Annotated in this window: 5 protein-coding genes; all 5 read right to left on the minus strand. The window is 64.6% G+C overall.

The annotated features are described in order from the left end of the window. Nucleotides 1-2,814: ESPR-type extended signal peptide-containing protein (locus EYW47_RS03410; RefSeq protein WP_276322924.1), on the minus strand; the 2,814-nt coding region annotated here is incomplete at its 3' end. Between the two features lie 572 nt (nucleotides 2,815-3,386). Next, on the minus strand, nucleotides 3,387-4,298 hold the full coding sequence (locus EYW47_RS03415; RefSeq protein WP_133193453.1) for a cation diffusion facilitator family transporter: 912 nt from the start codon (nucleotides 4,296-4,298) through the stop codon (nucleotides 3,387-3,389). Then, the gene (gene selD / locus EYW47_RS03420; RefSeq protein WP_133193454.1) at nucleotides 4,295-5,377 is read right to left on the minus strand and encodes a selenide, water dikinase SelD; all 1,083 of its coding nucleotides are present in this window, start codon (nucleotides 5,375-5,377) and stop codon (nucleotides 4,295-4,297) included. Before selD ends, EYW47_RS03415 begins: the two co-directional genes overlap by 4 nt. A 44-nt stretch (nucleotides 5,378-5,421) precedes the next feature. Beyond that, nucleotides 5,422-6,174, minus strand: a complete 753-nt coding sequence (locus tag EYW47_RS03425) for an alpha/beta fold hydrolase (protein WP_133193455.1) — start codon at nucleotides 6,172-6,174, stop codon at nucleotides 5,422-5,424. After that, nucleotides 6,171-7,205: a M14 family zinc carboxypeptidase gene (locus tag EYW47_RS03430; RefSeq protein ID WP_133193456.1), complete on the minus strand. Its 1,035-nt coding sequence runs from the start codon at nucleotides 7,203-7,205 to the stop codon at nucleotides 6,171-6,173. Before EYW47_RS03430 ends, EYW47_RS03425 begins: the two co-directional genes overlap by 4 nt. Between the last annotated feature and the right edge of the window lie 430 nt (nucleotides 7,206-7,635).

The raw sequence follows: 7,635 nt of genomic DNA on the forward strand, positions 1-7,635 counted from the left end.
ACCGCCCAGTGCCGAGGCCACTGCTGCGCCCGACTGGTCCGCCTTGCCTTCCACGCGGGTGATATCGCTGGTGTTCTGCGCAATGTTCGTCGCGTTGGTCGCCACGTTCGCGTTCGTCGCGTTCAGCTGCGACATGTTCACCGCATCCGTATCGGTTACGCCGGCCGTCACGTTCTTCAGCGTGCGGGTGTTGCCGTCCTTGTCGGCGAGATCCACTGCTGCGCCGTCCGTGTCCTTGCCCACCGTCAGGTCTGCACCGGCAGCGGACTGCTGCACCAGACCCACCGTGCCGCTGTTCAGCTGGTTCGTGATGTCGCTGATCGAGGTGGTGTTGCCTGTTACGGCCGTGTCCAGGCTGCCCAGCGCTGCACCCACGTTGCCGTACGTGCTGCCCTGGACTGCATAAGCCGGTGCGCTGATTGCGCCAGTCGTGCTGTTATACGCCGCACCGCCACCCAGTACCGAGGCCACTGCAGCACCGGACTGGTCGGCCTTGCCTTCAACACGAGTGATATCGCTGGTGTTCTGCGCAATGTTCGATGCATTGGTCGCCACGTTCGCGTTCGTCGCGTTCAGTTGCGACATGTTCACCGCGTCCGTATCAGCCACGCCGGCCGTCACGTTCTTCAGCGTGCGGGTGTTGCCGTCCTTGTCGGCGAGGTCCACTGCTGCACCGTCCGTATCCTTGCCCACCGTCAGGTCTGCACCGGCCGTGGCCTGTTGCACCAGACCCACCGTGCCGCTATTGAGCTGATTCGTGATGTCGCTGATCGAGCTGGTATTGCCCGTTACGGCCGTGTCCAGGCTGCCCAGTGCCGCGCCCACGTTGCCGTACGTGCTGCCCTGGACCGCATAGACCGGTGCGCTGATTGCGCCGGTCGTGCTGTTGTACGCCGCACCGCCACCCAGTGCCGAGGCCACTGCAGCACCCGACTGGTCTGCCTTGCCTTCAACACGAGTGATATCGCTGGTGTTCTGAGCAATGTTGGTCGCGTTGATCGCCACGTTCGCGTTCGTCGCATTCAATTGCGCCATGTTCACCGCGTCGGTATCGTCCGAACCGCTGGCGACATTCGTGACCTTGTTGCCGCCCATGTTCACGGTCTGGCCAGCGCCCACGGTCAGGCCGCCGTTGGCAGTGACCGTGCCGGCAAAGGTGGGGTTGTCCACCACGTCGTAGGTCACGTTGTTGTTGGCGTCAACGGAAACCTTGGTGTTGGTGCCGTTCTTGAAGTTCACCGTGGCGCCCGGCGCGACGTTCTGCGCCGTGCCGCCGTTGGCGCTCACGTTCCAGCCTTCGTTGGCCACTGCGTTGACTTCGCCCAGCGCGCTGTCGAGGCGGCCCAATGCGCTCCCGACGTCACCCAGCGAATTGCTGTTGCCGGTAATGGCATTGGCATTGGCAAGCGTGTAGCTCGGGCCCGTCACTGCCCCGGTGGCGGCGTCGAGCGACGCATTGCCGCCCAGTGCATTGATCACGGGCTTGAGCTGGGCAACGTTCACGGCGTCCGTGGACGACGTACCGGCGGCCATGTTGACGACCTGGCGCTGCGCAGCGGACGAGCCCACGGCAACGGTGTTGGCGCGCGTCGTACCTGAGCCGGAGCCGAGCACGACGGAATTGGACGCGGTGCTGGTGATGTTGTTGCCAAGCGCGAACACGTCGGTCTGACCTGAGGCGACCGAGCCATTGCTGCCGATGACGGCGCTGTTGGTGCCGTTGATGGTATTGCTGTTGCCGAACGCAAAGCTGTTGTCGCCGCCGATGGTGCTATTGTTGCCGACGGCGTAGCTGCCGTTGCCGGTAATGGTGTTGGGATCGCCGAACGCGCCCGAGTTATTGCCGGAGACCTTGTTGCCCGTCCCCACGCTGAGCGCGTTCGTGCCGGTTGCCATAGCGCCGACGCCGATAGCAATGCCGTTATTCGCCGAAACGGTAGCGCCGTTGCCGACGGCAACGCCGTTGGTGCCGGCGGAAGTGGTAGCCGCTTGCAGACCGAGCGCGACGCTGTTGTCGCCGCCAGCTGCAGCGTTGGTGCCAATACTTACGGCGTCCGCGCCCGCCGCGTTGGCGGCATTGGTCAGCAACGAGCCATCGGCTGCGGTGTTGCCGGCCGCGGACAGCTGGTTGGAGGTGCCGATTGCGATTGAGCGCAAACCGCTCGCGTTCGCCGACTGGCCCATACTGATGGCGCCGGTGCCGCTCGCAGTAGCGACAAAACCGTTGGCGATACTGTAGTTGCCACTGGCCAGCGACTCACGGCCCGTCGCGATGCCACCGAGACCGCTGGCCATCGCATTGCCGCCCATGGCCATCGAGAAGCTGCGCGTTGCGGATGCGTGCGCACCCAGCGCAACACCCGTTTCACCCGTCACCGTGGCACTGTCACCCAGCGCCACGCCACCGCCACGGCCGTTGGCGCTATAGCCGTCGAGCTTGAAGATTGCGTCATCGGCCTTATTGACCCCGGTGTACGCATACATGCCAATCGACACAAAAGCGCCCAATGCGTACTGGTTGTCCCAGCCCTTGGTGGGAGCATAGTTGCCATTGCGGTACAAGTACTGATAGTAGTCGTTGGTGGTACCGGAGGTGCTGCCCTGCAGGGCCAGACCATTGGAGACGTTCGTGCCCGCCAGCGCAATCTCCGGCATCACCGCGCCAAACGTCAGGGCCGAGAGCACGCCGGCAGCAATTGAACTCAGCAGTCGAGCCTTGCGCGAGGAGCCCTTCTTGCGCCCCGCAGCCAGCTCCGAAGCGGCAACCCAGTTACCGGTGGTTTCATTCCAGACGACGCGATATGCCTTGTTCATGATTAGTCCGCCAATATGCAGAAAAAACCGGCGATGCTGGTACGCCCCTTAAAGAATCAGGATTCACGCTTTGGGCGGCGCACATCAAGTGCCGGTGTTTTCTGCTTTCGAATTAGTTCGAATTCGCTTGATCAAAAGGAACGAAGAGTTCCTTCTCCAAAAATGCGCCCAGATAATCAATACAAAAAACAATTTCTGAGTAACTTCGAAAATAATTTTAGAGACGAATATGGCGCTATTGAATAGAACGACTTCGAATCGCTTTTGAGCGGCACTGTGAGCGCCCTTCGAGCATCGGCGCCATGCGAGGCGGCCGTGCGCGGTTATCCGCGTATTGCAGGCAATCGACTGCCGAGTCGAAATAGAATGAATTCGAAATCGGCACAGTTAGCCGGCGTAATCTGGAGAAATGGGATTAAATGGCACCGGAACAATGAGCGCGCGTGGCAGCGGCGGCACTTATTTCAAGCACCGTCGCTGCCACGGGAGGAAAAATAAACTGCAGTGAAAGCGGATACGAAAATTCAGCTGATATTGCGCCAGCCGTTGGCGCTCAGCTGCGTGGGCATCGATTAGCCCTGACGTCGCGCGAAATCCGGTTCGAAGAACACCCAGCGGACCTGCGGGAATTTCGCCTGAAGATCGGCCTCAATCACATTGATCGCCTCGACCATCGTGCGGCTGTGGTCGTAGTCGATCATCTCGGCCTGAACAGCCACGACCACTTCCTTACCCCATTGCAGGGTAATCAGACTGATGATGCCGCGGATCTCCGGCCGCCCACGCAAGAACGCCTCAATTTCGCGGCGCGTTTCCGGGCTCGCCGACTCGCCCACGATCATCGACTTCACTTCGCGTGCGATGAACCATGAAATCAGCATGAGCAGAATGCCCACGCCGATCGACCCGCACGCGTCCCACACCGGATTGCCGGTGATGACCGTGAGCAGCACCGCCGCAAACGCAATGGCGAGCCCCGCGAGCGCGGCAATGTCCTCGCCGGCCACCACGAGCAGATCCGAGTCGCGCGTTTCGCGCGCCCAGCGCCACAGCGATTTCGTGGGGGAACCCTTGCGGATTTCGCGCAAGGCGCCGTAAAGCGAAAACGCCTCGAGCGCCACGGAAATACCCAGCACCGCGAGCGCCACATACACGTATTGCAGCGGCTCGCGCGCGATCAGCCGGTGAATGCCTTCGTACACCGAAAATACGCCGCCCACGAAGAACAACAGCAGCGCCACGAGCAGCGAATAGAAGTTGATCGCGCGGCCCGTGCCCATCGGATGCAAAGGCGTGGGCGGCTCGCGCGACTGGCGCAGGCCGAACAGCAACAAGAGTTGATTGCCGCAATCGGCCGTCGAGTGAATCGCCTCGGCGAACATCGAGCCCGAGCCTGTGAACGCCGCCGCCGCGTATTTGCACACGGCAATGCCGGCGTTCGCCGCGAGCGCATAGAAGATGGCCTTTGGCGACTCCCCGCTCATGCGACTTCCACGCGCGCGGGCCCATCCGTCAATTCACCGATCACACATGCGGCGTCGAAGCCGTCCGCGTGAAAGAGCGCGAGCACGTCATCCACCCGCTCCGGCGCGCAGGCCACGAGCAGGCCACCCGATGTCTGCGGATCGGTGAGCAGCGTGCGCGCGCTTTCCGGCAATTGGGGCGCGAGCGTCACGCCTTCACCGTACGAGGCCCAGTTGCGGCCCGAGGCGCCCGTAAACACGCCTTGCGCGACGAACGCCTCCACGCCCGGCAGCCACGGCAGGTCGGCGTAGCGCACGCGCGCCGTCAGGCTCGCGCCGCGCGCGATTTCGAGCGTGTGGCCAAGCAGGCCGAAGCCGGTCACGTCGGTCATCGCGTGCACGCCGTCCAGCTCGGCGAGCGCGGTGCCCGGCTTGTTGAGCATCGTGGCGGCGTCGACCATCGCGCGGTAGCCGGCGTCATCGAGCAGATCCTTCTTGAGCGCGGCGGAGAGCACCCCCACGCCGAGCGGCTTGCCGAGCACGAGCACGTCGCCGGCGCGCGCCGAGGCGTTGCGCTTCACGCGCTCGGGATGCACCACGCCGAGCGCGGCGAGCCCGTAGATCGGCTCGACCGAGTCGATCGAATGGCCGCCCGCCACCGGAATGCCGGCCGCCGCGCAGACATCCTCGCCGCCGCGCAGCACCTGCGCGATCACCTCGTGCGGCAGCACGTTGATCGGCATGCCCACCAGCGCGAGCGCGAGGATCGGCTTGCCGCCCATCGCGTAGACGTCGGAGAGCGCATTGGTGGCGGCGATGCGGCCGAAATCGTAGGGGTCGTCGACGATCGGCATGAAGAAGTCGGTGGTCGCGACGATGGCCTGTTCATCGTTGAGCTTGTAGACGGCGGCGTCGTCGGCCGTCTCGGTGCCCACCAGCAGGTTCGGAAACACGGCGGTGAGCGGCGTGCTGCGCGCGAGCAGCGCGGAGAGCACGCCCGGCGCGATCTTGCAGCCGCAGCCGCCGCCGTGCGAAAGGCTTGTGAGGCGCGGCGAGGCCGGAGCGGCCGACGCGGGCGCGAGGCGGTCGTTGTCGTTCATGAGTGGGATTCGTTCCAAAGGAAGCCGGAAAAACGGTCCCCATATTATGGGGCAAACGCCGCGCAGACCGCGTCGACGAGCCATTGCGGATCGTCGTGAGGCAGGTCGTGTCCCGCCCACGGATGCTCGCGATGCGTCGCCCCCCACGCCCGCGCGAGCCGCGCCGAGCACACCGGGTGCACGAGGCTGTCCTCGCGCGAGGACAGCACGAGCGCCGGGCAGCGCGGCACGCTGCGCACCGTGTAGCGCGCCGCCGCCAGCAACTGGCGCAGCGCGTTGGCGCGGCTCACGGGCGCGCTCGCGCGGATCGCTCGCCAGGCGTCGAGATCGGCGGCGAGCGTATCGCGGCGCGCGCAGGTACACGCGTGGATCATGGTTTCGGCGATGCCGCCGCGATCGGCGCCGCGCCAGTGCGATGCGGCACGCACGAGCGCCGGCCACGCGGCGGGACGCAAGCGCTCATAGAAGCGGCTATAGGGCCGCATGCTCGTGTTGATGAGCACGAGCCGCTCGATCTCATCGGGAAAGCGCCGCGCCCACGCCGACGCCACCATGCCCCCCAGCGACATCGCCAGCACCCGATACGGCGGCAGCGCGCCCTGCCGCTGCGCCTCGGCGCGCACGGCATCCACATAGGCATCGACATCGATGGGCGAGCGCAGATGCGCAAGCGTGCCGTTGCCCGGCAAGTCGATGGGCAGCACCCCGCCGCAACGCGCTTCGAGCAACGGCGCGAACGCCCCCCAATGGCGCGACTCGCGCGTGAGGCCGCGCAGCAGGATCCAGCTTGCCGTCACGAGCCCGGCTTCCGGTACCAGTGCCCGATCGCGCTTTGCAACACCTGCTGGCGCGCCACGCCGTGGGGCAACCAGCGCGATGCGGAAAACGCGGCGCGCGTGAGGAATTCGAACAGATTCGCGTGACGCCGCAATACGCGCGCGGTGCGGTGCTGCATGACGGGGTTGAACATGCCCTGGCGAGAAAAGAGCTGGCGCGGATTCTTCTTGATCCACAGCCACGAGCCCAGTTCGAGCGTAAGCGGCAAGAACACGCTGGCCGCGGGTGCGCGGTCGTACGCGCAGTCCCAGAGATCGCCGTGCAGCAGATATTGGTGGCTCTGCGGCTCGAACGTATAGCCGTGATGCGGATGCGCGCGCTCGAACATCGTCTTGAGCACGTACATCTCGGGCAGGTGGCGCATCAACTGGCGCGTGCGCGCGTAGGGAAACCAGATGCTGTCGCTCCAGCCGTAGCCCGAATGGCAATCGAGCGCGAACGCGAGCGGCCGGTGCGCAAGCTCCTCATCGACGACCTTCAGCAGCGCCTGGGCCTCGGGCTCCATCGGCCCGCCGCGCCGGCCGCGATACCACGGCAGCCAGGAGCCCACGCGCTGGCCGCCCGCGAGAAACGGCACGTGCTCGTCCGCATCCTGAGGCGCGTTGCGCATGAGGTCCACGCCGTTCGGATTCGCGCGCGTGGCGAGCCACATACCGCCTGGATTGCAGATCGGCATCATCACGAGCCGCACCGACTCGAGCTGGCGCATCAGCAGTTCGTCCCACGCGAGGCGCCCGATGAGCGCGCGCATGTAATCGAGCACGAGTTGCGAGCCTATGCGCTCGAGACCGTGAATGCCGCCAAAAAAACCGATGGCGGGGGCCTGCGGATCGCGCGAGCCCACCGCTGCAACGTAGAGCGAGAACGGGCGCCCGCGCACCTCGACCTCGCCTGCGCTGCGGATGTCGAACCAGGGCGCGCCCGCATCGAGGAGCGTTTTCAGGTCCTCGTATTCGGCGAAGCTGTCGGGTAGGAAGCTTAGTCCTGGCATCTGTCTAGGGGCGTGTTTGAGATTTGCCTGGCTCTCGGTATGTTTTCTTTTTGTGGCTCTGCCGGTTTGTGGCTTTCCTTGTTTTCATGTCGGTCTATTAGTGTTGCCCCTGTGCGGGGCGGCACCTACTTTTCTTTGCAGCCGCAAAGAAAAGTAGGCAAAAGAAAGCGGCTCAAACCGCCAGTGTGACGCAGTCCACCACTTGCCTTATATCGGAGCGGCTCCGGAGCATCCGTCTTCCCGCACACTCCGCGCAAGTGACAAAGGGCTCATCCATCCCGCTGCGCGCTACGCGCTTGCGGTCCGGTCTGCAAGGGAAACCACACCTGCTGCATGGACCACCGAACGCGCCTGCACCCCACCGGTTTTAGTTATGCCCCTCGGCGCGCGAAGCGCCGCCGGAGGTATGAGTCCTTAGTCACTCCGATAT

This window comes from Paraburkholderia silviterrae (assembly GCF_004353915.1).
Taxonomy (GTDB): domain Bacteria; phylum Pseudomonadota; class Gammaproteobacteria; order Burkholderiales; family Burkholderiaceae; genus Paraburkholderia; species Paraburkholderia silviterrae.

Bases quoted from the DNA above. Each gene is read 5' to 3' on its own strand.
- selD (WP_133193454.1), bottom strand. From the start codon at position 5,377: ATGAACGACAACGACCGCCTCGCGCCCGCGTCGGCCGCTCCGGCCTCG.
- EYW47_RS03430 (WP_133193456.1), bottom strand. From the start codon at position 7,205: ATGCCAGGACTAAGCTTCCTACCCGACAGCTTCGCCGAATACGAGGAC.
- EYW47_RS03415 (WP_133193453.1), bottom strand. From the start codon at position 4,298: ATGAGCGGGGAGTCGCCAAAGGCCATCTTCTATGCGCTCGCGGCGAAC.